At 46.7% G+C, this 22,106-nt stretch carries 25 protein-coding genes; 1 reads left to right on the top strand and 24 read right to left on the bottom strand.

Features of this window, described 5'->3' with window-relative positions; all coding sequences use genetic code 11:
- Nucleotides 1–183 precede the first annotated feature (183 nt).
- The 24 genes from H9Q76_RS04600 to efp all read right to left on the bottom strand — a co-directional run bounded on the left by H9Q76_RS04600 (nt 184) and on the right by efp (nt 20,286).
- Complete coding sequence (locus H9Q76_RS04600; RefSeq protein ID WP_249321723.1) at nt 184–1,689, bottom strand: hypothetical protein; 1,506 nt, start codon at nt 1,687–1,689, stop codon at nt 184–186.
- 135 nt (nt 1,690–1,824) lie between these two features.
- Nucleotides 1,825–2,358: a hypothetical protein gene (locus tag H9Q76_RS04595; RefSeq protein WP_227572907.1), complete on the bottom strand. Its 534-nt coding sequence runs from the start codon at nt 2,356–2,358 to the stop codon at nt 1,825–1,827.
- 41 nt (nt 2,359–2,399) lie between these two features.
- Nucleotides 2,400–3,218, bottom strand: a complete 819-nt coding sequence (gene spo0A / locus H9Q76_RS04590) for a sporulation transcription factor Spo0A (protein WP_021984991.1) — start codon at nt 3,216–3,218, stop codon at nt 2,400–2,402.
- 126 nt (nt 3,219–3,344) lie between these two features.
- Complete coding sequence (spo0A, locus tag H9Q76_RS04585; RefSeq protein ID WP_227572908.1) at nt 3,345–4,139, bottom strand: sporulation transcription factor Spo0A; 795 nt, start codon at nt 4,137–4,139, stop codon at nt 3,345–3,347.
- A 129-nt stretch (nt 4,140–4,268) separates the two neighbouring features.
- On the bottom strand, nt 4,269–5,345 hold the full coding sequence (locus tag H9Q76_RS04580) for a SpoIVB peptidase S55 domain-containing protein (protein WP_249321722.1): 1,077 nt from the start codon (nt 5,343–5,345) through the stop codon (nt 4,269–4,271).
- Between the two features lie 129 nt (nt 5,346–5,474).
- Nucleotides 5,475–7,160: a DNA repair protein RecN gene (gene recN, locus H9Q76_RS04575; RefSeq protein WP_249321721.1), complete on the bottom strand. Its 1,686-nt coding sequence runs from the start codon at nt 7,158–7,160 to the stop codon at nt 5,475–5,477.
- Nucleotides 7,151–7,600 carry an arginine repressor gene (locus H9Q76_RS04570; RefSeq protein WP_021984995.1) on the bottom strand — a complete coding sequence of 150 codons (450 nt, stop codon included), beginning with the start codon at nt 7,598–7,600 and terminating at the stop codon, nt 7,151–7,153. The genes recN and H9Q76_RS04570 overlap by 10 nt, the downstream gene beginning before the upstream one ends.
- A 1-nt stretch (nt 7,601) precedes the next feature.
- Nucleotides 7,602–8,438 (bottom strand): NAD(+)/NADH kinase, encoded by an 837-nt coding sequence (locus H9Q76_RS04565; RefSeq protein WP_249321720.1) that lies wholly within the window; start codon nt 8,436–8,438, stop codon nt 7,602–7,604.
- Entirely contained in the window at nt 8,431–9,270 is an 840-nt protein-coding gene (locus H9Q76_RS04560; protein WP_118373861.1) for a TlyA family RNA methyltransferase, read from the bottom strand. The genes H9Q76_RS04565 and H9Q76_RS04560 overlap by 8 nt, the downstream gene beginning before the upstream one ends.
- Before the next feature lie 21 nt (nt 9,271–9,291).
- A complete protein-coding gene (gene dxs / locus H9Q76_RS04555; RefSeq protein WP_118373862.1) occupies nt 9,292–11,169 on the bottom strand; it encodes a 1-deoxy-D-xylulose-5-phosphate synthase in 1,878 nt (625 codons plus the stop codon).
- Between the two features lie 38 nt (nt 11,170–11,207).
- Nucleotides 11,208–12,095: a polyprenyl synthetase family protein gene (locus tag H9Q76_RS04550; RefSeq protein WP_118545131.1), complete on the bottom strand. Its 888-nt coding sequence runs from the start codon at nt 12,093–12,095 to the stop codon at nt 11,208–11,210.
- Nucleotides 12,085–12,282, bottom strand: coding sequence for an exodeoxyribonuclease VII small subunit (gene xseB / locus H9Q76_RS04545; protein ID WP_021984999.1), 198 nt, complete (start codon nt 12,280–12,282; stop codon nt 12,085–12,087). Before xseB ends, H9Q76_RS04550 begins: the two co-directional genes overlap by 11 nt.
- A 6-nt stretch (nt 12,283–12,288) precedes the next feature.
- The gene (gene xseA, locus H9Q76_RS04540) at nt 12,289–13,629 is read right to left on the bottom strand and encodes an exodeoxyribonuclease VII large subunit (RefSeq protein ID WP_117780992.1); all 1,341 of its coding nucleotides are present in this window, start codon (nt 13,627–13,629) and stop codon (nt 12,289–12,291) included.
- Nucleotides 13,626–14,072 carry a transcription antitermination factor NusB gene (nusB, locus tag H9Q76_RS04535; protein WP_117780993.1) on the bottom strand — a complete coding sequence of 149 codons (447 nt, stop codon included), beginning with the start codon at nt 14,070–14,072 and terminating at the stop codon, nt 13,626–13,628. The genes xseA and nusB overlap by 4 nt, the downstream gene beginning before the upstream one ends.
- An 11-nt stretch (nt 14,073–14,083) precedes the next feature.
- Nucleotides 14,084–14,446: an Asp23/Gls24 family envelope stress response protein gene (locus tag H9Q76_RS04530; RefSeq protein WP_021985002.1), complete on the bottom strand. Its 363-nt coding sequence runs from the start codon at nt 14,444–14,446 to the stop codon at nt 14,084–14,086.
- Between the two features lie 132 nt (nt 14,447–14,578).
- Complete coding sequence (locus H9Q76_RS04525; RefSeq protein ID WP_021985003.1) at nt 14,579–15,214, bottom strand: SpoIIIAH-like family protein; 636 nt, start codon at nt 15,212–15,214, stop codon at nt 14,579–14,581.
- A 10-nt stretch (nt 15,215–15,224) separates the two neighbouring features.
- Complete coding sequence (locus tag H9Q76_RS04520) at nt 15,225–15,620, bottom strand: hypothetical protein (protein ID WP_117780994.1); 396 nt, start codon at nt 15,618–15,620, stop codon at nt 15,225–15,227.
- A gap of 4 nt (nt 15,621–15,624) precedes the next feature.
- Nucleotides 15,625–16,095: a stage III sporulation protein AF gene (locus tag H9Q76_RS04515; protein WP_021985005.1), complete on the bottom strand. Its 471-nt coding sequence runs from the start codon at nt 16,093–16,095 to the stop codon at nt 15,625–15,627.
- A gap of 2 nt (nt 16,096–16,097) precedes the next feature.
- Nucleotides 16,098–17,423, bottom strand: coding sequence for a stage III sporulation protein AE (locus tag H9Q76_RS04510; RefSeq protein WP_249321719.1), 1,326 nt, complete (start codon nt 17,421–17,423; stop codon nt 16,098–16,100).
- A gap of 16 nt (nt 17,424–17,439) precedes the next feature.
- Nucleotides 17,440–17,826, bottom strand: coding sequence for a SpoIIIAC/SpoIIIAD family protein (locus tag H9Q76_RS04505; RefSeq protein WP_117780996.1), 387 nt, complete (start codon nt 17,824–17,826; stop codon nt 17,440–17,442).
- Nucleotides 17,827–17,837: 11 nt separating this feature from the next.
- On the bottom strand, nt 17,838–18,032 hold the full coding sequence (spoIIIAC, locus tag H9Q76_RS04500) for a stage III sporulation protein AC (protein ID WP_021985008.1): 195 nt from the start codon (nt 18,030–18,032) through the stop codon (nt 17,838–17,840).
- Between the two features lie 19 nt (nt 18,033–18,051).
- Complete coding sequence (locus H9Q76_RS04495; protein WP_249321718.1) at nt 18,052–18,591, bottom strand: stage III sporulation protein AB; 540 nt, start codon at nt 18,589–18,591, stop codon at nt 18,052–18,054.
- Nucleotides 18,588–19,550: a stage III sporulation protein AA gene (spoIIIAA, locus tag H9Q76_RS04490; RefSeq protein ID WP_242995430.1), complete on the bottom strand. Its 963-nt coding sequence runs from the start codon at nt 19,548–19,550 to the stop codon at nt 18,588–18,590. Before spoIIIAA ends, H9Q76_RS04495 begins: the two co-directional genes overlap by 4 nt.
- Before the next feature lie 175 nt (nt 19,551–19,725).
- Nucleotides 19,726–20,286, bottom strand: a complete 561-nt coding sequence (efp, locus tag H9Q76_RS04485; protein ID WP_117780999.1) for an elongation factor P — start codon at nt 20,284–20,286, stop codon at nt 19,726–19,728.
- A 444-nt stretch (nt 20,287–20,730) separates the two neighbouring features.
- Between efp and H9Q76_RS04480 the strand changes: the two genes are divergently transcribed.
- On the top strand, nt 20,731–22,095 hold the full coding sequence (locus H9Q76_RS04480; protein WP_117781285.1) for a citrate/2-methylcitrate synthase: 1,365 nt from the start codon (nt 20,731–20,733) through the stop codon (nt 22,093–22,095).
- The last annotated feature ends 11 nt before the right edge of the window (nt 22,096–22,106 follow it).

Raw genomic sequence — 22,106 nt, 5'->3', positions numbered from 1 at the left:
TTAGATGCACATTTAAAGCACTATAATTAGTAAATAATTAGTATTTTGGATAACGATAAGAATTACATCCTCAAAAATGTTATATAAACCGTAGATAATTGAGCAAATGATACGCATCGTAATCTAAAATTGCTATCATCGTCTCATCCTCTGTCACATTCATACAGTCAATAGTTGCATTTATTACTGTCCCTGCGCATCCGTCGGTGTTTCTGTCTCCGCCGCTTTTGCGCCAAGCTCCGACAAGGTTTTGGTATATTCCTGTCCTTCCATTGCTAAGATCTGGTATGCCGTCTCCTCAGTAATACCATAAGTATTCCACAAGGCATTTATAATCTTATCCCGGCAGGAATCAATATCTTTTACGATATCCAGTTCTACCGCCTCATCGTAATGCTCATCATATTTCTGAATACCACGGAGCAACGCATCGAGTGCCTTGTCCGCTCTACCAAGCTTCATGTTATTCTCATAGGATTCGTAGAGCCGTTCTACATACATAACTGTATAGATACGGTCTTTCAGATCCTGATCTTTTTCTTTGACTTCCACGCCAGATACTTCGTCATATGCCAGACGATATCGATGCCGTTCGAAATAATTCGCCGCTTTTTTGATTACCTGCGAATAGTTAAACTGATTCGTACCGAGTACGACTCCTGCCGCAAGTGCAAAAAACAGAACAAATACAACAATAACGGTCGGTGTCGAAACCTTTTTCTGATCTTTTTCGGCTTCAAGCTCTGCCGCATAGGCTTCATCTTTTTGTCGTTTTTTGTCGGCTTTTTCCTTCTGCTTTGCTTTATCCTTCGCCTGCTTCGCAGCAAGCATCTCCTGCTTGGCTGCGTCCTTTTCTTCTTTTTTCGCTTCCCGCTCTGCCTGTTTTTTCTTCTTTTCAGCTTCCTTCTTCGCTTTCTTCTCCTCGAACAAAGCTTCCTCTTCTAAGTCATCCTCATCCGGCTCACCAAAAAGAATCTCAGAAATCGTTTTCTTTTTATGTTCTGTCTCTTCTTCCTCGATTTCCGCTTTTTTCTTCTTCTCTGCCTTTTTCCGCGGCTGCTTCACCTTTTTTACCGGTTCCTCCGTTTTTTTGCCAATATCCTCGATATCAGCCAGATCCCCGTTCAACAAACTTTCTGCCATAGAGGACTGCAACAATGCATCCAGGCTATCCTCATCTGCCGTATATGGATTTTTTTCCTTCTCTGACAGTTCTGGTTCTTCTGACATTCCCATATCCATCGAACCAAACAAAGCATCATCGAACACGCCCTCTGGCAACGCGGTATCTTCCTGCATCTGCAAGTCTGCTTCTCCAAAAACATCGGTATTGTCCGCCTGCGCCGACGGCTCTTCCTGTGACGGTTCTGGTTTCACATTCTCCTGATTTGCCTTCTCGATCAGGGCATCCAGACTCATATCGTCCGTTTCCTGTTCCTGCGGCTTCTTCTTTACGACCGGATTGGCACCGGCATCCAGTTTCGTGATATCAACATCATCAAAATCAATATCATCGAAATCCAGATCTCCAAGATCCATGCCATCTAAATGATCCAGTTCATCGAGAGAAATGTCATCCATATCATCTGCATCGACATCCACGCCGGAATCTATATCAATATTCTCATTCAATTCTCCATCCATCGATGATAATTCATCCAACAGACTATCCAGATTGTTCTCGTCCAAAATGTTCCTCCATGTGTATCACAAATTCCACAGATAAAAGTATCATATCACATTCATTTCTCCAAGACAAGTAAAACCACTACATACCAGCACGCAAAAAGGCACCATACAAACTGCTGTATGGTGCCTGCCTTTTTATTCCCAATCATCAAAATCCTCATAATCATCATACGCGCCATTGGCATAGTTCTTCGTATAATTGATATTGCTTGACCGCTTCTGCTTTGGCTGCGGACGACTGGATTCCCGTTTTTTGTTGTTCTGCTTCTTCTTAACCGATTTCTGTTCCTTTTCTAAGCGCATCTGGACCTTATTTTTGTCCGGAATTGCGATCGTCGGCTTACTCTCCTTTGGACGGGATGGCTTGCTTCTTCTGCCTCTGTCTTCCTCATCCTCATCCTTTTTCGGAAACTTAGGAGCACCTCCGTAGTTTCGGTTTGGACGCTCATTTCTCGGTGGTCTGTCTCCATATGGTCTGTCACCGTATGATCGGTTTCCGTTTCCACGCGGTGGTCTGTCTCCACCTGCCTGTCGGTCACCTCGCGGTGCGCCGGAACGATCGGATTTCTGGAATCTTGTTCCTCCACCTGGTCGTTTCTCCCGATCAAAATATTTTCCTTGTCCTCTGTTCATGCTGGAACCACCTTCTCTTGTTCCTTCCGTTGCCACGTCTTTATCTCCTTTCGTAACTTTTGCATGGATTTTATTTTTTAGCTTGCATGCATTTTATACTCAATCCTCAGCTTGTCCGCGATCAGGGCAATAAACTCGGAATTCGTCGGCTTTCCTTTTCCTGCACTCACCGTATAGCCAAACATATCCTCGATGACTTCGATCTTGCCTCTTCCCCATGCCACTTCAATCGCATGACGGATGGCACGCTCCACACTGCTGGACGTCGTCTTGTATTTTTTCGCTATACTTGGATACAACAGCTTCGTTATATAATTGAGCATATTCATATCATTGACTGCCATCATGATGCCCTCACGTATGTACTGATATCCTTTGATATGCGCTGGAATACCGATCTCACGGATGATCTCCGTTACGTCGTTCTCCATCGTATGCATACCATAGTCATACACATTGTTGGCTGGCAGTTTGGTATCCTCATCTTCGCATCCTTCCATCGGCTCCCCAACCTTTGCAAAGTCTGCAATCTGTATAATTCGTTTTGCCAGTACCTTCGGATTACAAGGCTTCATCATATAATAATCGGCACCCAGATTAAATGCCATATTGATGATCCGGCTCGATCCCACGGTCGACAGAAAAATAATCTTCAGCTCCGTCAATGACGGATTCTCCCGCAGCTGCTCTAATACTTCCAGTCCGTCTACGTTGGTAATGAACACATCCATCAGCAACACATCCGGCTGTGCCTGCAGCACCTGATCATACACCTCATTTCCATCCGCTGTACAGCAAACGATATCGAATCTCTCCCCATTATAGGCTTCTAACTGCCGGCCAAGCATCTCATACCCGGCGTCCGCAATCATCACCCTGATTCTCTCCGTATTCATATTATCCTCCCCTTCTTGGAACCAACCTCCTATCAATCAAAATTAACCATAGGAAGATGATATAATTTCAAAATACCATTGTCAAGCGCATTTCCACAGAAATTTTCTTTTTGTGGATAATTTTGTCTACGCGCTTTTCATCTTCGATTCGAGTCGTATTTTGTCGGCGATAAGTGCTATAAATTCCGAGTTCGTCGGCTTCAGCTTTCCCTGCTGCAATGTATATCCAAATAGCTCATGCATCGTGTCGGAATTACCTCTGCTCCATGCCACCTCAATGGCATGCCGGATGGCACGTTCCACACGGGATGGTGTCGTTGCGTATGCCTTTGCAATCGAAGGATAGAGCTGCTTCGTGATGGAATCGAGGATATCCATATCCTGTACTGCCATCAGGATAGAGCTGCGCAGATACTGGTATCCCTTGATATGTGCTGGCACGCCTACCTCATGAATGATTTCCGTAACCTTTACTTCGAGCTTTGTCTGCAGTTCTTCTCCTGCATCCTCCGGCTGGCAGATACTCATCCCCGTCTGTTTGCCACGCGCTAAGGTCAGGATTTCCTTTTCCAGATCAAGATCATTATATTCTTCATCGATAAAACGGACGAAAATATGATCAACATTTCCCCGGCATGTATTTTGTGCAAATCGAATCTGGCTGGCATTCCCCTGCAACAGGAAGCGGTATCCACGGGTTCCCCATCCGTCGACCTCTTCCATCACTGCCAGTCCATCCAGATTCGGCAACAGGAAATCCAGCAAAATGACATTTGGATTTTGTGCGCGAATTGCCGAAACTGCGTTTCCGCCGTCTGAAATAATATCGCACACGCAAATATCCTTATTCTTTGCAAGCTGCTGTCTTAATTCCGTCGCTGCCTTTGTATCATGTTTTATGATAAGCACTTTTGTCTTCATAAAACTATCCCCCTCTAATCTTGATATCAAAGACATTATAGTTTCATTATTTTGCGAGGGCAATACATAATAAAACGCAAGTTGCGACAGTAAATATTGACAGCATTTTCGGTCAATTTTTCCCATTTTTTACTGCATCATTTCTTCGATGAAAATGCCGTAGCCTCGTGTCGAATCGTTGACAAATACATGTGTCACTGCCCCGATCAGCCTGCCATCCTGCAGGATTGGTGTGCCGCTCATTCCCTGCACAATTCCGCCGGTCAGAGAAAGCAATGTCGAATCGGTTACCTTAAATTCCATACACCGTCCGTTCTCATTGTCAGAATCGACTGACACAATCTCGATTTCGTATTGTTTCGACTCCCCGGATACCGACGAAAGCAGATACGCGGTTCCGACATGCACCTCTGATTTTCGTCCAACTGCCACCTGGATGTCCTGCGTATGTGTCTTTTGATGTCGTTTTGTCAAGTATCCGTGAATACCAAAGGCACTATTTTCCTCCACGCGCCCGATCACATACCGTCCGGTATAATTGATGATGCCCTCCAGTCGTCCCGGCTTATCCGCTTCCGGCTTTTTGATGCGCACGATCGTCGTCTCATACACCGCGCCATCGGACACGCGGAACATAATTCCTGTGTCGTTGTCATTGATGCTGTGTCCAAGTGCAGCAAACCGTTCTCCATCTGTATAGGTGATTGTTCCGATTCCGGAAATATCATCCTTTACCCAGAGTCCAAGCGCATAGCTGCCATCCTTTTTCTTTACCGGTGTTACACGCACCGTCCGGTACTCATTTTCCCGGCAGACACGAAGCAGCAATTCGTGTCCTTCGCTTTGCTGTACCAGTTCCAGCATTGATTTTTTATCGTCCACACTCTGTCCATTGATACGCATTACATAATCGCCCGGCGACAACAGATTCTCACATGGATTGCATGTGATTCCCTGTTCGTCCACAACCGAATTGACGCCGATCACCATTACACCTTTTGTTTTCACATAGATTCCAACTGGTTCTCCTGACGGACAGACCATGCATTCGGTCTCCCCTTCACTTGATACAACCGGCAGGGAATCCGCCTGCGTCTCCACATCTGTATCTCCTCCCTTTGCGAACAGGAACTCCCGGTTATGATACCCTAAGATGCCAAGCACTATCAGCAACAGTACAACTAAAAAGATTCGATACTTTCTCACATCGTTTCCTCCTCTCCTGATTTCATTTCTTTATTTCAAATCGCTTTATTTCATATAATTTGTGCTATAAAAAAGAGTACATAGATTCCTCCATGTACTCTTAGTATCGAATATTTCATTCTATGTAATTCAGTTTATTTTTGCCTGTTCTGCCAATCCTTTCATCTCGGTCACAGTGTGAATCGTCGTCTCCGTGATCTTTGCACCACCGATGAGTCTTGCCAGTTCTTCAATTTCCTCTTCCTTTGAAAGTAACCGGATGCTGGAAATTGTTTTCTCATTTTCCACATTTTTTTCAATCAGATAATGTGCATCTGCCATCGCTGCGATCTGGGAAAGATGCGTGATACAGATAACCTGATGCTGCCGTGACAGGATCGACATCTTCTCTGCCACCTTCTGTGCGGTTCTGCCACTGATACCGACATCGATCTCATCAAAGACAAGTGTCGGTGTGTCGTCCTGATTTGCAAGACAGGATTTCATTGCCAGCATGATTCGCGACAGTTCACCACCGGATGCAACCTCATGCAGCGGACGCATCGCTTCACCGACATTCGTCGAGATATAGAAGCACGCATCATCGTAGCCATTTGCAGAATAATTCGGGGATGTCTCAAACCGCATCTCAAACCGGACCATATTAAAGTTCATATCCTCCAAGGACTCCCGGATCTTCTTACAAAGCTTTTCCGAAAGTGCCCGCCTGTGCTCGGATAATACCCGGCAGCTCTCTTCAAGCTTCGCCGTCTGTTTCTTCCATTGTGCCTCAATCTCCTGCATATGCTCCTCATAGCCGGAAAGAGCATCATATTCTTTCTCGAAAGCTGCAAGGCTTTCCAAAATCCGGGAAATGGAATTTCCGTATTTTGCCTTTAAGGAATTGATCTGATCCAGACGACTTTCCATCTCACGAAATTGTCCTTCATCAAACTCCATATCCTTCATATACTCACTGATCTCACGATTAAAGTCTGACAGCAGACCATCGGCATCCTCTAAGATACCAGCCGCATCGGCAAGCTCCTCGTCCAGTTCCGTGAGTCTGCGCATATCCTTGATCGCACGTCCTAGCTGTTCTCCCGCAGAAGTAGCTCCATATCCGGTCAGTGCATAGATGTCGTTTGCATATTGCAGGATTTCCTTTGCATTGACCGCCTTCTTGTACTGCCGTTCCAACTGGACATCCTCGCCATCGACCAGCTTCGCATCTTTGATTTCCTTAATCTGATACTGCAGGAAATCCATGCGTTTGTTTTTCTCTGCCTCGTCCATGCTGCCTTTTTTCTTTTCTTCTACAAGTTCCCGGTAGATATGATAATCTTCCTGCACCTGTTTTTTCAACTTCTGGATATCCTCCCCGCCAAAACGATCGAGTATCTCCAGATGCTTTGCTGGCTTTAACAGTGTCTGCTGCTCATGCTGTGCATGCAGATCGATCAGAAGCGATGCGATTTCTTTTAACCGCGTGATCGTCACCGTCGTATCATTTACCCGGTTGACGGTTCTGCCATTCGGCGATAACCGCCGGGATATCAGCAAAGTACCGTCCTCATCCGGTGTCACCTCCAGCTTCTCAAGCGCTTCCACAATTGCTGGCTGGTCAACCGAAAATACAAGCTCGACCAGTCCATCCTTTGTGTCATCCCGCAACAGTTCTTTCGGGAATTTACCGCCCAGACAGATTCCCAGAGATCCAATGATAATAGATTTACCAGCACCCGTCTCTCCGGTCAGAATATTCAGCTGCTCGTGGAAATCAATGTCAATCTCCTCGATCAGCGCTATATTTTTTATGTGCATTGTCAACAACATTTTTTTATCTCTCCAATTATATGTTCTGCCTGCTGCCCATCTTTGATCGCCAGAAACAGCGTATCATCGCCTGCAATACATCCCATAATACCTTCCACCGACAGATTGTCGATTGCAGCACCAACCGCCATCGCCATACCAGATACAGTTTTGACTACAATAATATTCTGTGCGGCTTCAATCGAAAGAATACACGATGCCATCACATGCTGATAGGATGCATGTGTTCCGGTATCAGGTTCCAGACTTGCAGCGTAACGATGCTTCCCACTTCCGTAGGAAACTTTTTCCAGTTTCAACTCCCGTATATCTCTCGATACAGTTGCCTGTGTTGTCTCAAATCCAAGTGCCTGTAAACGTCTGGTAAGCTCTTCCTGCGTGTCTATCTCATATTCCGATATCAATTCCAGCAATGCCTGCTGGCGTCTCTGCTTACTCATGTTAAGCGCCTCCTATTTTTTCCCGAAGTACACTATAAAAGCTGACATCATACATTTTTATCAATCGGATCTCACGCTTCGAGCAGGTCACTTCCACGCTCTCACCCGCAGATAATTCGATATTGTCTGCTCCGTCAAAGGAAACGATTGCTTCTGTCTCCTGTGTTCTCCGTTTCTTGACAACCTCGATCCGTATACGGTCTGCACTGTCAAACACGACGCTCTTGGAGGTAAGCGAATGCGGAGAAATCGGTGTCACAACGACTGCCTTGGATTTCGGGCTGATGATCGGTCCACCGGCGGACAAATTATATCCGGTCGAACCAGTCGGCGTCGCCACAATCACACCATCTGCCTCATACGTGTCTAACAACTGCTCATTTACATAGATATTCAGACCTATGATCCGGGAAAATCCTGCACGTGTGATCACCACATCGTTCAGGCAGGAAAAGGATGTCTCTCCCTTGCGTCCCTCAATCATCATCCGTTTTTCTATGCTGTAATCGTCCGCCAACAGACGGTCGATTGCTTTATATGCGTTTGACTCTTCCACCTCAGTTAAAAAACCAAGCGTTCCGAGATTGACGCCCATAAGTGGAACATCATAGGTTCCAATGCTGTGTGCTGCACGGAGCATCGTTCCATCCCCGCCAAGCACAATCACAGCCTCTACGCCTTCCATGTATTCGGGCTTGACCGTCGTGCCATTGTAGTGCTGCTCATCGCTCACCACAACCGCCTGCGCACCTTTTTCCCTGATGTACGCAACGATATCCTGCGAAAGTTTTAAATTGATGTCTTTGTCAGTATTTGCGACGATTAAAAACTTATTCATTACACGGTTCCTTATCTAACGTATCATGTGAAGCTGTAACAACTGCTTTTATATCAATGGATGAAGTATCCACGATTTCCTGATCTTGTTTATTCTTGGATAAGAATAATAAATACTCAATATTTCCCTCTGGTCCCTTCACCGGAGAAAAATCCAGTGCCAGCGGATAAAAATCAATCGAAGAGGCATAGTCCATCACCATGCGGATCACCTCTTCATGGACAGCGCGGTCACGCACAACGCCCTTTTTTCCTACCTTTTCCCGTCCGGCTTCAAACTGCGGCTTGATCAGACAGACCACCTGTCCATCCTCCGTCAGAAGATTCTTCACCGGAAGCAAAACCTTCGTCAACGAGATAAACGATACATCAATCGAAGAAAATGCTGCCAGCTCGTCAATATCCTCCGGCACAACATAACGGATATTCGTCTTTTCCATGCAGACTACCCGCTCGTCATTGCGAAGTTTCCACGCAAGCTGTCCATGTCCGACATCGATTGCGTAGACTTTTGTCGCTCCGTTTTGCAACATACAATCTGTAAATCCGCCGGTCGAAGAACCGACATCCATGCAGACTTTGCCAGACAGTGTGATCGGGAATTTCTGCATTGCCTTTTCCAGCTTCAGACCGCCGCGGCTCACATACGGCAGAGTTTTCCCCTTTACCTCGATCACCGCGTTCTCTGGAAATGTCGTCCCAGCCTTATCTTCTTTGTTTCCATCTACATATACAATTCCCGCCATGATGATTGCTTTTGCTTTCTCTCTCGAAGGCGCCAGTCCTTTCTCCACAAGCAATACATCCAGCCGCTGTTTCTTCTGCTTCTCCATCGTTCTTCCTCTATATTATTTCTATTTCAAATGTTTCTTATAACACGGTACAATCTTTTCTGCCAGTCCCTCTGCATCGATCTGCATATGGTGCCTTAACTCCGGAATTGTTCCCTGTGGCACACTCGGAAGTGGAATCGCTCCGCTGATAAATGTATACTGTTCCGGACTGTTTTTCTCTGCCAGATACGCATGCAGCTTCTCGCCATATCCGCCCTGCATGATCGTATCCTCCAATGTTACAAAGACGGTATGCGTCTTCATCAGCCGGTCTAAAAGCTCCGTATCAAGCATCGACTGGAACCGCACATTGACCAGTGTCACAGGAATCTGCTTCGCCTCTAACCGTTCCACAAGGCGGTCTGCTTCCTCCATCATATGTCCACAGGAGAACACTGCCACGCCAGATGCCTCCTGTATCACTTCACTCTTTCCATAGACAATCGGCGTCTGAATATCCGCATGTCCCTTATACGCACTGCCTCTTGGATACCGGATTGCAATCGGTCCATCATATGCATAGGCATAATCAAGCATTGCCTCCAACTCATACCGGTTCTTCGGAGCCAGTACGATCATATGCGGCATATGCGACAGATACGCCAGATCATAGATACCCTGGTGCGTCTCTCCATCCTGTCCGACAAGACCGGCACGGTCAATCGCCAAAATCACATGCAGCTTCTGCAAGCACACATCATGTAGAATCTGGTCATACGAACGCTGCAGGAACGAAGAATAGATTGCCACGACAGGCACCATACCTGCGGCAGCCATACCAGCAGCAAAAGTCACCGCATGCTGTTCTGCAATTCCCACATCGAAAAACCGCTTTGGGTACGCCTCTTCAAATCGTACCAGTCCGGTTCCCTGTGCCATCGCAGCCGTGATCGCTACAACATCCTCATGTGTCTCTCCAAGCTTCACCATCTTCTTCGCAAAAATATCGGTGTAACAGCTTGTCTTTTTCGCGGCAAGCACCTTACCGGATATCCGGTCAAACGGCGCAATCCCATGGAAATAATCCGGGTGCCGCTCCGCATAGCCATAGCCTTTTCCTTTTTTCGTCTTCACATGAATAATAATCGGTTTATCCAGCCGGAATGCATGCTGAAATGTCGTGATCATCTGATTGATATCATGTCCGTCAATTGGTCCGACATACGTGATTCCAAGCTCCTCGAAAAACATGCCCGGCACAAAAAACTGTTTGATATTATCCTTCGAGCGCTTCAGTACCTTCGCAATCTTCTTTCCGGTTTTTGACCCCATCAGACTGCTTTCCACACCGGTTTTTAACTCATTGTACGCATTTCCAAGCCGGATTTCATTCAGATACTTGGACAGACCGCCGACGTTTTTACCGATCGACATATTGTTGTCGTTAATGACAACGACACACCCGGTTTTCAACTGCGCAAGCCCGTTTAACGCTTCATACGCCATACCTCCGGTCAGTGATCCGTCACCAATCACAACGGCGACCTTCTCATCCCCGCCGCACAGATCTCTGGCGATTGAATACCCCATCGCCGCTGAGATACCAGTCGAACTGTGTCCGGTGTCGAACGCATCGCACGGACTCTCGTTGCGTTTTGGGAACCCGCTTAAGCCATCGTACTGCCGCAGTGTCTCAAACGCATCCTTTCTTCCGGTCAGGATCTTATGTGTATAGGATTGATGTCCGACATCAAAGATCAGCTTATCTTCTGGGAAATTCATCACTGCATGCAGTGCCATCGTAAGCTCCACCGTACCAAGATTGGACGCCAGATGCCCACCATGTATACTTACTTTCTCAATCAGAAAATCCCGGATCTCTGCTGCCAGTGCCGGATAATCCTGTCTTTCTATCTGCTTAATATCGTTTTCTTTTGTTATCTTCTCTAACATATGCATTTGCCTTTACCTGTCATAAATATGCTTATGCGATCAGGTTAATGGTCCCGGTTGATCAAGCTTTTTACAAGCGCGATCATATCCGCTTTTGCCCCCTCATCCCACGCTTTTATATTCTCCAATATACGGATCGCTTTCTCGGACATTTCTTCCACGTACTGCTTTGCAGCATCCATTCCGTGCAATGTCACATAGGTCACCTTATGGTTTTTATCATCCGAATGTAATGGTTTGCCAAGCAACTGCTCGTCCCCGACCAGATCTAAGATATCATCCTGCACCTGAAACGCAAACCCGACTGCATAGGCGGCCTCCTCTAACTGTGCGACAACCGCATCATCTGCACCAGCAAGATATGCACCACACATACATGCCGCCGCGATCAACGCGCCTGTCTTATTCTCATAGATAAACGCAAGCTGATCTTCATCCATCGGAAGTCCGGCACGCTCCACATCAAGCACCTGTCCGCCAACCATACCATAGATACCAGCTTTTTTTGCAAGCACCGCAAATGCCTTCTCCACATTGGCATCGCCCGGCTTCACCGCAAATCCCTGACACGCCGTTTCAAATGCAAAGTTTAACAATGCATCTCCGGCTAAAATCGCCATATCCTCACCAAACTTGACATGCACGGTCGGAAGTCCCCGGCGTAGCGCGTCGTTGTCCATCGCCGGAAGATCATCATGCACAAGGGAATATGTATGGATCATCTCCATTGCCGCCATAAATGGGCGCACCAGTGCCTCCTGCGGTTCCTTTGCAAACATCTCATAACACAGACGGAGCATCATCGGACGCAGCCGTTTGCCGCCTGCTTTTACCGCATAATTCATCGCAGCCAGCACAGTTTTCTGATGTCCGGTCTCCTCCGGCAGATACGCCTCTATCATCTCCTCAATTGCCTTGGCATCATACTTCATCTAATATCTTTATCTCCTTTTCCACACCTGCAAGTTCTTCCTTACAGGCATTCGCAAGCTCCACGCCCTCTGCATATAACGTCATGGAGTCTTTCAGATTTGTATCGGGATTTTCCAGAAGCTTGTTGATCTCTTCCAATCTGGCAAATGCTTCCTCTATGTTTAATTCCTTCTTTTTTTCTGCCATGTTGTTTTATTCTCCTTGTACACCATTTGTATCTGCTTCCACAGAAACGACCGTCGCATGGATTCTGCCATCATGCAGAGTAACATGAAGCGGATCGCCTGCCTGCATCTGTCCCGCTGACATTACAGGCTTTCCCTCTGATTCAAGATATCCGAACCCACCTACCAGCTTGGCTGTCGGTGCGTTGCCATGCAGTCTTGTTAACAACAGATGCAGTTGATGTTCATATTCTTTAAACTTAAGCTGGATCCGGTTTTCAAGTCGTTCTCTGCTTTGCTTCAGCTTCTCCTGCTGCTTTTCGAGTTTTGCTCTCGGATTCAGTGCTGCCAGTTGCTGCATATACATCTGCAGCTTTGTCTCTTTCTCCTGCAGACGTCCCTGCATCCGGAGCCGTAATTCCCGCTCACAGGAATCCAGACGTGCCTGATAATTCTGTTTCTTATTTGCCACGTGATAATTCATTGTCCGCAGCCGAAGCTCGATTGTCCGTAAAATATCGTCGATCAGTGGAACGGCTGCAGTTGCTGCTGCCGTCGGCGTCTCGACACGCAGATCTGCCGCATCATCTGCCAGCGATGTATCACCCTCATGTCCAGTTCCAGATATGATCGGCGTCTTCGCCTCATAGATTGCACGGACAACTGCCTCATCGTCAAAGACCTCCAGATCTTCCCTCGATCCACCGCCTCGTCCAATGATAATCGTATCCACGCCCATTCTGTCGAGTCTGCGGATACCCTGCACGATCAGCTCGCGCGCATTTTCGCCCTGCGCCCGCGCATCACAGACGATCATCTGCACATAGGGATTCCGCCGATGTGATACGCTCATAATATCCTTATACGCATTCGTACCTATGGAGATCACGACGCCGACTGCCCTTGGATATTTCGGAATCGGCTTCTTGATCGCCGTATCGAAGATACCTTCCTGTCCCAGTCTGCGTTTCAGCTCTGCATAAGCTTCGCCATGCCAGCCACGCTCTTCACGCCGCTGTACAGACACGGCATTCACACTGTACTCACTTTTCGCATCATAGATAGAGCAGCTTCCCTTCACAATCAGGATATCGCCCTGCTTGACCGTCGTCAGATTGAGCTTTGCCGCGACACTTTTCCACACATTCACACGCAGGATTCCGTTGTACGGCGCGCCCTCTGGCAGATCGCCCGGAGCTGTACAATCCTTGAGTGTGATATACAGATGCCCGGTCGGACCTTTGCTGAAGCTTGACACTTCCCCTTCAAAACAGATGTTTTTTAACAGATAATCATTTTTTATTATATTGCCAATATACGAATTGACTTCCCGGACAGAAAATACTTTCTTTCCATTTTCTACTCTCATGGTTCCTCAACCTTCGCCAATACTGCGTTGATAAATCCGCTTGCATCTGGATTACAGTATTTCTTTGCCAGTTCTACCGCCTCATTGATTGCTACGCGGAATGGAACTTCCTCATCATAGAGCATCTCATAGAGTGCCAGACGCAGGATTGCAAGTTCCGGCTTGCCCAGTCTGCCGATCTGCCAGCCATCAGAGATCTCGCTGATCTTCTCATCGAGTGCCGGAAGCATGGAAAGAATCTTGTGGGACTTGTCTGCAATGTAGGCAAGATCCTCCTCTTTTACCTTTCCCGTTTCTGTTATCGCAACATCCTCCGGATCTTCTTCCGGTTCTTCGATCTTACTGATTGAATAACGGATCTGTTCTTCCATCTCTTCCTGATTGTTGAATTCTGCCTTAAATACGATCAGAAAAATATTTTCTCGTATGCTTCGTCTTGTCATAATTAACCGCCTTACTCTTTATTCATCTTGATGCCGGATACGACAACATTTACCACGCGCACATGCAGTCCGGTCATATTCTCGATTGCCTGCTTTACCTTCTCCTGCACGCCCTCGGATACTTTCTTGATGCTTGTACCATATTCAACTTCCAATGAAACATCTACGACTACATTTCCATCTGTGATCTCTACCTTCACACCGTTGGCAAGATTCTTCTTACCAAGCTTTGCAACAAGCTCCTTCGAGATATTTCCAGTCAGCTTGGAAACACCTTCTACCTCGATGGCTGCAATCCCGGCGATGGATGCCACCACGCCGTCTGCTATACTGATTTTACCAATTTTTTCTTCTTCATTTATCATATCGCTCATAATTGCCTCCTTATCTTATCCTTCCTACTTTATTTCATTGCATATGTAAAATATTATACCCAATTTATGCATATTATGCAACTAAAAAGCCTTGCAACTGTGCAAGGCTTTCTGCTGATTTCTACAATTTTATTACTGTGCCAGTGTGATGACGATTGCGTCCACCGTACATCCGGTCTTTCTTGTTACAACATCCTCGACCTGTGCCCGTTTTTCATCCGGCAGATCGGTACAATTTAAGATAACATCCACGCCAGAATCGCCAATCGACACGATCGCTTCTCCGAAGCCCTTTGCCGCAAGGATTGACTCTGCTTCCTGTTCTTTCTCCGCATCCTCAGTCAGCTTCACATATGCATCGGTGGCTGCCTGTACCGCCTGTGCATCCATGCCATCCCCGTTGATGATCTCCAGCAATGTCTCCTTGTTCTGGCTGCGGCTCTGCTCCCGGTTTAATTTGATTGACACGAAATTATTTGCCGCATTTGCTGAGGTCAGCACTGCTTCCCCGATTTTTTCCTCCTCCGAGTTCAGCTCGATATACTCATCCTCCGGAACATCAGAGACCGTCAGCTCGCCGGACACAATCTCCGCTGGTTTTGCATCTGTCTCCGTCTGCTCCTCTGCAAAGGCAGATTCAGTCGGTTCCAGCTCGCCCGGTGCCAAATCCAGTTTATTGCCGGAGAAATTTATGTAGCCTGCCACACCAAGCAACACGGTAAGTGCCCCGATAATAATCTGGTTTCGTTTCATGGTTTTTTTCTTCATAAAAACCTCCCTAATTTTTTACCAAAACCGCCACCTTATGTGCCGGCAGATCAAAAAGCGCGCATACCGCCAAGGTAATATCTGCAATCGTGGTACCTGTGACCGCTTCCTTTTTAATTGTGATCAACACGCCCGTGATCGTCTCTGTGCCGCCAGATCCATAATACGTCTGTGTGCGATCCCCTGCATAGATCAATACGTCAACCATGTCCGCACCGTAGGTATCCGCAAGCAGCTCCCGCAGACGCACCTCATAGGAAGCGGTTGTGTCAGACGAAGATCCGGTCTGCCCCACCGCGGTCTGCACCGTCTTCTGCGGCATCACGATCACAAGCAGTAAAATCCCGCACAGTACAACCAGAATTACCTTGTTCCATTTTTCATTTTTCTTAAATTTCCACTCCATATTCTCACCGTCTTACTACATATATACGAGCATCCTCCAGATTATAGACATCCGAAATGTATTTTTTTATTTCTTTTTCCATCTCTTCTGTTGCCTTTGCCTCACTTATGTAAATCGTGCATTGCAATAGCTCTCCACCGGCATCCGTTATGATCGCAACATCCTCAACCGAATAACCTTGAAGTTCTTTTTTGAGTCCCTCTCGGATGCCCATACCATAATAATCCGTGATGCTTCCGCCGACTCCTGCGACGGACTCCTGTCCTTCCACATGCTCGATCTCCTGCAACAATTCCTGCAGATCTCCGCTTCCAAATTCAAACAGGAATTTGAGCGGACTTGCAAGCAGCACAATCACGACCAGTCCAATGAAATACCGGATATATTGCTTATATTGATTGGACGGCGCCATATGCGTCACAATCGTTGCGAGCAATAGATAAAAGATCAGACTTTTCATCCAGCCAAACAGCATAGCTACCCTCCTATTCCATTCGTTGCCCCCGACATGATCGCGAGAGTTATGATAAATAAAACGAGTGCACTTGCCAGCGCCTGCATCAGCATGCCGATTCCATTTGCCAGCGCCGTCGTGCCATCCACATACCGCTTATCGCCCATCGGCTGAATCAGCGCGGTTGTGATCCGCACCGTAAACATCAGCAAGAAAAGCTTGATGATCGGAATCAGACAGATGCCGGACAGAATCAGGATACCTGTGATACCGATACTATTTTTTACGATCATGCCACACGCAAGATAGGTGCCTGCAAGCACCGATACGACGCTTCCCGGAATCGCAGTTAATGCCCGGTTCACCGCCGTTTTCCCAAGGATGTCCATCTGCGGCTCCAGCAAGCCCTTGATCACATTTAATCCGATCACCACGACGATGATCGTCCGCAAAATCCATTTGATCAGGCTCTGCACAAGCTCACACAGTTTCGAGAAGCTGTCCTCTTTTTGCAGGTTGTTCACAAGTGCCACGATCACATAGAATTCAATGAGCGGCAGCACCAGCCGGATAATCACCGCCTGTATCAGCCAGATTCCGACCAAAACGAGATTGTATGTGCCGCCTGCCGTCGTAGCATGTCCGATAAACTGCAACACAAGCAGAAACGCCGGAACTAACAGCCGTACTGCAACGAGCACCTTGTCGAGTGCCGCAAGTGTAATCGAATACGCCATCGAAAAGGACGTCAGCAACAGCGATGTCATCAGCATATAAGTAATATAGAATCCATTTTCACTGATAAATCCTCCCGCAAAGGAGTTCGACAGATTCACAAAGATGCTTCCGATCAGGACGATACCGACCAACTCTAAGAGCAGCCCTTTGTTCTGCGACAGCTCGCCGAAAAAAACGCTGCTGATTGTCGCAAGCAATGCCGATAGCACCGACTTATTGTCACCCTCCACCTGTTTTTTTACCATCTCCGTAATTGGCATAGCCGTCTGAATGCCCTGTTGCTGCAACGCACGCTCCACCTCTTCCAGATTCAGTTCATCGAAGATGGAGTCATAAATCACATTCGTCTGCTGTCCTGATTCTGTTATTGTCTGAGAATTGTATGATTCCTGTGTTGTTTCTGTCGTGGCTACCTGTCCACTCTGCTCTTGTGTGGCTTCTATCGTAGTTGCCTGTCCATCCAGCTCCTGCGTGGTTCCTGTCGTGGCTTCTGGCAGTTCCTGCGCCCGCGCAGGCAGTACATGGATATCCGCAAAAAAGAAAATGGCCAGTACCACTACCAGCCATCTGCAAGTGAAATATGTAGTTGTATGTGTAGTCCGCAGGCTCATTTGGCAGGTTCCTCCATCAATCGATCAACGACAATACCGTCTGCACAACCTGCATAAAAACCGGAAGCGACACAACCAGCATCGTAAGCTTTCCAAGCAGCTCAATCTGGGATGCAACCGCACTGTATCCGGCATCCTTGCTGATACTCGCCGCAAACTCACAGATATAGGCGATCCCGATCAGCTTGACCAGGATCACCAGATAGGTACTGTCCATCCGGATCTTGTCCGTCAAGACTTCAATACCTGAAAGCATCACACGCATCCGCGACACGCAGATAAATAACAGCACAAGGCACACCGCCACACTGATAAATGTGCTGTACTCTGGATTTTTAGATTTCAAGGACAACGCCAAGATTACCGCCACGATTGCAAATACCATCGTCACTCCCAGATTCATACTCTGCCCCCTTAAAATCCAAACAATGTGTTGATATCCTGAAACAGCTGATTGACATAGGGAATAATCCACGTCAGTACGATAATCAGACCTGCAAGGCTCACCAGATATGCCTGATCGTCCCTGCCAGAATGCTTCAATACCTGATTGATGAGTGCCACGACAATTCCAACGGCTGCAATTTTAAAAATCAACTGAATCGTCATTTCCATTCCCCTGCATCTGCTAAATCAAGATTATAATCAATAACACACCTGCGACACTTCCCACCACAAGCGACAATCGCATACGATCTTTTGCCTCTGTCTCAAGCTCCCGGATATGTCGTCCCAGATCTGCCTGCAGCAACGCCAGTCCTTCCTCCTGTGCCTGTACATCCAGATATCCGATAGTCTGTCCCAGGTTATATATATATTCCATATCTTCTTGTTTTAGACCGGAACTTTCGTACAGCCTGTCTGCATGCTTCCTCCAGATCTGATCAAAATCGGCAGCCACTTCCGTATAAGAATATGCCTGTCTCTGCTGCGCCTCCATGAGTGCCTGTGAAAGCTCTGACAGCCACGTGGCATATGGCTGGCGGCATTTTTTTGCAACACGGACAAATACCTGTGCCAGAATATCTCTCCGATACCGAAGCTCCGCCGTGGCAACGGAAAGCACACGTGCATATTCCTGCATTTCCTTCACGCGACGGCGGATTGCCATCGCGCGAAGAATCCCCATAGCCACGCAGCCGCCAAGCACACAGATGATTCCGATCAATTTGCAACCGACAGTGAACCAATGTATAACTCATTACCCCTCTCGTCAAAGATCGATTCAACCGTTCCGATCCCTGCGCTCCGTCCAAGTACGATGTAGCGTTCAAACACCTTCTCCTCGACCAGCTTCCGAAGCACCGGACGCGTGCGGATATCGTCGATCGAGTCGCCATGGATTGTCGCCAGAATCCCACAGCCACAATTGATAACATACGAGATTGCATCGATATCCTCCCGGCTTCCGATCTCATCCACCGCAATCACCTTCGGACTCATCGACCGAAGCAGCATCAACATCCCTTCCGCCTTGGGACACCCATCTAAGATATCCGTGCGGAGTCCGACATCATTCTGCGGAATTCCCATGTAGCAGGCGGCAAGCTCCGAACGCTCATCCACCACGCCAACATTCATCCCTCTACAATAACTGTTTCCATCCGATATCAGCCGCACCAGATCCCGCAAGATTGTCGTCTTTCCACATCCCGGCGGCGATATGATCAGTGTGTGCAACAACCTGCCATCCTTGATCACATATGGCAGCAGGCAAGTCGCACAGCCCTTGATCTGATGGGATACCCGAATATTAATAAACGATATATGCTTCACGTTTCTTACTCTCCCATGCTCCAATACAACCTGACCGGCAACGCCGACGCGATGCCCGCCACAAACCGTCACAAACCCCTGTCTCACTTCATCTTCATACGCATATAACGAATAATCCGTGACAGCATCAATAATCCCCCGGATATCATCCGCGGTCACGCGATACGCTTTTTTCCGATCGAGTGTCAGTCCCCCACAATTCTGCACAAAGTATTCCCCCTGCGTAAAGACCAGTATCAACGGCTCGCAGATCCGGAACCGAAGCTCTATCAGGGAGTTATAATCTATGTCAATCTGATTGATTATGTACCGAATACAAGGGGGGAGTAATTTCAAGATTTCATTTTTCACAGCATTCACCCCTACCATATATATATGCGGGATGCGGAAATATATGATTGTAAATTTTTGATTTTATCCGGATTGCAGATCGCACAATTTCTGCATGGCGGCATATTACACAAAAAAGCACGCTCCGAAACGGAACGTGCCTTTGATCATTCTGATTCAATTCGTAATTTTTAAATTACTTTGCTCTTGAAAGATACTTTCCTGTACGTGTATCGATCTTGATAATCTCACCCTGGTTGATAAACAGAGGAACATTCAATGTTGCACCTGTCTCAACTGTACATGGCTTTGTAGCGTTTGTAGCTGTATTTCCTGCTACACCCGGTTCACACTCTGTAATCTCAAGCTCTACAAAATCAGGACCTTCTACTGCAAATACATTTCCTTCGTAGATAGAAATCTTACATGTCATGCCTTCCTTAACAAACTTCATAGCGTCACCAACTACGCTCTCATCGACAGGAATCATCTCGAATGTCTCCTGATCCATGAAGTAATACAGGTTACCATCTCTGTAAGAGTAATCCATATCCTTACGCTCGATATACGCAGAATCGAACTTTGCTGTAGGGTTGAAACTTGTCTCTCTGATTGCACCTGTGATAATATTCTTATACTTTGTACGAACGAATGCAGCACCCTTACCTGGCTTTACATGCTGAAACTCTATTACCTGACAAGGCTGACCATCACATACAAAAGTCACACCATTTCTGAAATCACTTGCTTCCATAATTATCCTCCTAAAATAACATATACATTCGAAATTAAATACATTCAGTATCTTTGTTATTCTAATATACCTAATAAAAATTTTCAATAACTTTTCCGGAATTTCTGAAATTTTTCATTAAAAACCTATATAATCCCCTATTTTACCATTCGGTATGCATCCAATTATGCTGTTTTTTCGTATATTTTATATTCAATTTACATTTTTTGTATAATTTTCACAATTTTTTCACGGGAAATGGTTTGCCAAAATATTGAAATTATAGTATGCTAATATATAAGTTATCGCAAACCGCGATAAACATATAGCATAAAATTCGCATATATCATATATGTGCAATTATCAGACTGTGTCATTGTCTATCAGCATGTACTTATTGCATTGTTACATTTGCTGGTTTCAGCGTCTGCAATGCATCATTAACAAATCAGATAAGGAAGTGAATATATGAATCAACAGGAATTTTCAGCAGTCACACCGGAGTTCGAGCGTTTGGCAAAATTATGCGAAAGCCACGATATGATTGATCCCGAATTGTATACAAAATATCAGGTAAAGCGCGGGTTGCGTGATTTAGACGGTAAAGGAGTTCTGACAGGCCTTACAGAGATCTCCACAATCATCTCCTCCGAGGAGGTAAACGGTGTCACCATACCAATCGACGGCCAGCTCTACTACCGTGGAATTAACATTTATGATCTGGTCAGAGGCTTTACTTCCGAGAAACGTTTTGGTTTTGAAGAAACTGTCTATCTTCTGCTCTTCGGCGAGTTGCCGAACAAAAAAGAGCTTGCAGATTTCAACACGCTGCTCGGTTCCTACCGGAAGCTGCCACATTATTTTGCAAGAGACATTATATTAAAAACACCGACACCCGATATCATGAATGCTCTTGCGAAAAATATCCTCACACTCAGTTCTTACGATACAAACGCCATGGATGTCAGCATTCCGAACGTCCTTCGTCAGAGCATTGAGCTGATTGCGAATTTCCCGGCGCTTGCCGTGTACTCGTATCAGGCATACCGCCACTACGAGCTTGGGAAGGGACTTTATATCCACAAGCCAAAGCCGGAGCTTTCCACTGCCGAGAATATTCTGCGCCTCCTGCGTCAGGATAAATCTTATACCGATACCGAAGCAAAAGTGCTCGACTTAGCGCTTGTGCTCCATGCGGAACATGGCGGTGGTAACAACTCCACATTTACAACACACGTTGTTACCTCCTCCGGTACGGATACATATTCTTCGGTTGCCGCCTCTCTCTGTTCTTTGAAGGGGCCAAAGCACGGCGGCGCCAATGTCAAGGTAAAGCGTATGTTTGACGATCTGAAAGAGCACGTCCGTGACTGGGATGATAAAGATGAAATCCGCCAGTATCTGTGCGATATTCTGGACAAGAAAGCCTTCGACCGTTCCGGACTGATCTACGGAATGGGACATGCAGTATATTCCATCTCCGATCCACGTGCGAATGTATTCCAGTCCTTTGTCGGAAAACTGTCTGAGGAAAAGCACAAGGAAAAAGAATATAAGCTTTATATGGATGTCGCTGAGATTGCGAAGGAAGTCATCGCAGACAAGCGCAAGATCTATAAAGGTGTAAGCCCGAATGTCGATTTCTACAGCGGTTTCGTATACACCATGCTTGATCTGCCGGAAGAACTCTTTACACCGATGTTCGCAGTCGCCCGTATCGCCGGCTGGAGCGCCCACCGTATCGAGGAGCTCATCAACGTAAACAAGATCATCCGCCCGGCTTACAAATCGATCGCGGAAAACCGTGCATATACACCGATTGCAGATCGGTAAGAAATTATCGT

This window comes from Wujia chipingensis (assembly GCF_014337155.1).
Lineage (GTDB): Bacteria > Bacillota > Clostridia > Lachnospirales > Lachnospiraceae > Coprococcus_C > Coprococcus_C hominis.
Note: the sequence above shows the minus strand (reverse complement) of the source record. Positions and strands in the feature narration are given on the sequence as shown.

What these genes read in the sequence shown, in the direction of transcription:
- H9Q76_RS04565 (WP_249321720.1), bottom strand. Translation starts at nt 8,438, where the DNA reads ATGAATAAGTTTTTAATCGTCGCAAATACTGACAAAGACATCAATTTA.
- spo0A (WP_227572908.1), bottom strand. Translation starts at nt 4,139, where the DNA reads ATGAAGACAAAAGTGCTTATCATAAAACATGATACAAAGGCAGCGACG.
- spoIIIAC (WP_021985008.1), bottom strand. Translation starts at nt 18,032, where the DNA reads ATGACGATTCAGTTGATTTTTAAAATTGCAGCCGTTGGAATTGTCGTG.
- H9Q76_RS04550 (WP_118545131.1), bottom strand. Translation starts at nt 12,095, where the DNA reads ATGAAGTATGATGCCAAGGCAATTGAGGAGATGATAGAGGCGTATCTG.
- xseA (WP_117780992.1), bottom strand. Translation starts at nt 13,629, where the DNA reads ATGAGAGTAGAAAATGGAAAGAAAGTATTTTCTGTCCGGGAAGTCAAT.
- H9Q76_RS04530 (WP_021985002.1), bottom strand. Translation starts at nt 14,446, where the DNA reads ATGAGCGATATGATAAATGAAGAAGAAAAAATTGGTAAAATCAGTATA.
- dxs (WP_118373862.1), bottom strand. Translation starts at nt 11,169, where the DNA reads ATGCATATGTTAGAGAAGATAACAAAAGAAAACGATATTAAGCAGATA.
- H9Q76_RS04515 (WP_021985005.1), bottom strand. Translation starts at nt 16,095, where the DNA reads ATGCTGTTTGGCTGGATGAAAAGTCTGATCTTTTATCTATTGCTCGCA.
- H9Q76_RS04505 (WP_117780996.1), bottom strand. Translation starts at nt 17,826, where the DNA reads ATGAATCTGGGAGTGACGATGGTATTTGCAATCGTGGCGGTAATCTTG.
- H9Q76_RS04525 (WP_021985003.1), bottom strand. Translation starts at nt 15,214, where the DNA reads ATGAAGAAAAAAACCATGAAACGAAACCAGATTATTATCGGGGCACTT.
- H9Q76_RS04520 (WP_117780994.1), bottom strand. Translation starts at nt 15,620, where the DNA reads ATGGAGTGGAAATTTAAGAAAAATGAAAAATGGAACAAGGTAATTCTG.
- nusB (WP_117780993.1), bottom strand. Translation starts at nt 14,072, where the DNA reads ATGACAAGACGAAGCATACGAGAAAATATTTTTCTGATCGTATTTAAG.
- H9Q76_RS04560 (WP_118373861.1), bottom strand. Translation starts at nt 9,270, where the DNA reads ATGGAGAAGCAGAAGAAACAGCGGCTGGATGTATTGCTTGTGGAGAAA.
- H9Q76_RS04480 (WP_117781285.1), top strand. Translation starts at nt 20,731, where the DNA reads ATGAATCAACAGGAATTTTCAGCAGTCACACCGGAGTTCGAGCGTTTG.
- xseB (WP_021984999.1), bottom strand. Translation starts at nt 12,282, where the DNA reads ATGGCAGAAAAAAAGAAGGAATTAAACATAGAGGAAGCATTTGCCAGA.
- spo0A (WP_021984991.1), bottom strand. Translation starts at nt 3,218, where the DNA reads ATGAATACGGAGAGAATCAGGGTGATGATTGCGGACGCCGGGTATGAG.
- H9Q76_RS04510 (WP_249321719.1), bottom strand. Translation starts at nt 17,423, where the DNA reads ATGAGCCTGCGGACTACACATACAACTACATATTTCACTTGCAGATGG.
- H9Q76_RS04570 (WP_021984995.1), bottom strand. Translation starts at nt 7,600, where the DNA reads ATGAGTAAGCAGAGACGCCAGCAGGCATTGCTGGAATTGATATCGGAA.
- recN (WP_249321721.1), bottom strand. Translation starts at nt 7,160, where the DNA reads ATGTTGTTGACAATGCACATAAAAAATATAGCGCTGATCGAGGAGATT.